Here is a 2,087-nt window from a genome sequence, read left to right as displayed (position 1 = left end):
CACCGGCCACGCGGGCGCCAACAACCTTCAGGGCGGCGCAGGCGCCGACCGGCTGGTCGGCCAGGGCGGCGACGACCGGCTGGTCGGCGGTGCGGGCGACGACGTGCTGGACGGCGGGACGGGCGCGAACGACTTCGCCGCCTTCGAGCTGCCGACGGGCACGACGGGCTCGCTGCGGGTGGTGGAGACCGCCCAGGCGGGCGTCTTCAACGTCGAGCTGGTCAACGACAACGTCGGCGTGGCGGTGTTCCGGGTCACCGTGACTGGCCAGGGCGCGGCCACGGTGGAGGGCCTGGGCGACCACGCCTGGCAGGGGACCGACACGGTCGCCAACATCGACCAGCTGCACTTCATGGTGCCGCCGTTCAACCAGGGCCAGTTCGCGACCCTGAACCTGACGCCGCGGTTCAACCCGCCGCAGAACGGCGTGGCGTTCGCCGGCGGCACGCCGCTGGGCGAGGTGATGGATCTCGGCCAGGCCTATTCGGGCCTGCCGGCGGACGTGGTGCGGGCGGCCAACGGCCAGCAGGGGGACGACACCCTGCAGGGCGGCGGCTTCGTCGACGACCTGAACGGCGGGGCGGGGAACGATTCCGTCCAGACGGGCGCGGGCCACGACGCCCTGCGCGGCGCGGACGGGAACGACACGCTCTCGGCCGGGGCCGACGACGACTACCTGTCCGGCGGCGCGGGCGACGACGTCATGGACGGCGGCGACGGCTTCGACCGGGTGTCGCTCTACAGCGAGACCCAGGGCGTGAAGGCCGACCTCGCGGTCTCGGGTCCCCAGGACACCGGCCTGGGCATGGATGTGCTCACCAACGTCGAGCACGTTTCCGGCGGCGAGATGTCCGACACCCTCTCCGGCGATGACCAGGCCAACTGGCTGTGGGGCTCGGGCGGTGGCGACGACGTCCTGGACGGTCGCGGCGGCGACGACCTGCTGATGGTGGCCGCCGGCGGCCACAGCCTCACCGGGGGCGCGGGGACCGACACCGTGGCGGTCACCGTCGCGACCGCGGGCGCGGACATCAGCCTCGCCGAGCAGGGCGCTGCGCAGGACACCGGCATCGGCTCGATGACGCTGAGCGGGATCGAGAACCTGTCGGGCTCGGCGCATGCCGACACCCTCACCGGCGACGCCGACGCCAACGTGCTGGCCGGCAACAGCGGCGACGACAGGCTCGTGGGCGCGGCGGGGAACGACCTGCTGCTGGGCGACGGGGCGGTGGACATCGACGGCAACGCCGGCGGCCCGATCGCCACCTTCGACGACGTGGCCGACTTCGACCTGGCCGGCGGCAACGACGACCTGCAGGGCGGCGCAGGCGCCGACACCCTGAAGGGCGGGACGGGGGACGACACCCTCACCGGCGGCGCCGACGCCGACACCCTGGTGGGCGGCGCAGGATCCGACACCGCCGTCTTCACCGGCGCACGCGCCGACTACGCCGTCACCGCCAACCCGGACGGTTCGCTCACCCTGACGGACCTGCGCAACGGCGCGCCCGACGGTGTCGACGTGGTCCATGCGGTGGAGAGCTTCCGCTTCAGCGACGTGACCCTGAGCGCCAACGACCTCGGCGCCGTTCAGGCCCCGCAGGGCACGACGGGCAACGACACCCTGAACGGCGGGCCCGGCGCAGACACCCTGGATGGCCTGGCGGGCGACGACCGGCTCACCGGCCACGGCGGCTCGGACCGCATCGACGGCAGCACCGGCCACGACATCGCCGGCTTCGGCCTTCCGGAAGGCACGGCCGGGTCGCTGCGCGCCGTGGCCGGCGCCGGCGCGGACCTGGGCAAGATCCTCGTCCAGCTCGTCGACGGGAACACCGTCACCGACGTGTTCCGGATCACCGTCACCGACGGCGACGCCGTGGTGGAGGGCCTCGGGCCCGTGGCGAACCTCGGGACCGACACGGTCACCGACGTCGAGGAACTGCATTTCTACATCCCGGCGCAGAACCCCACGCCGGGCCAGTTCGTCGGCCTGAACCTGACGGTGAACGCCGGCCAGGTGAGCGGGGGCTTCGCCTTCGTGCGCGGCTCGGTCGACGGCGACCTGATCCAGCTCGGGACGCTGT

Annotated in this window: 1 protein-coding gene; it reads left to right on the top strand. The window is 73.4% G+C overall.

Translation table 11 applies throughout. From position 1 onward, the window contains the following. A partial coding sequence (locus V7Z97_RS20245; protein ID WP_334165406.1) for a calcium-binding protein occupies window positions 1–2,087 on the top strand: 2,087 nt, incomplete at both ends.

The organism is Phenylobacterium sp. (assembly GCF_036821595.1).
In the GTDB taxonomy this organism is placed as follows: domain Bacteria; phylum Pseudomonadota; class Alphaproteobacteria; order Caulobacterales; family Caulobacteraceae; genus Phenylobacterium.
This window is presented reverse-complemented; position numbering and strand designations above follow the sequence as displayed.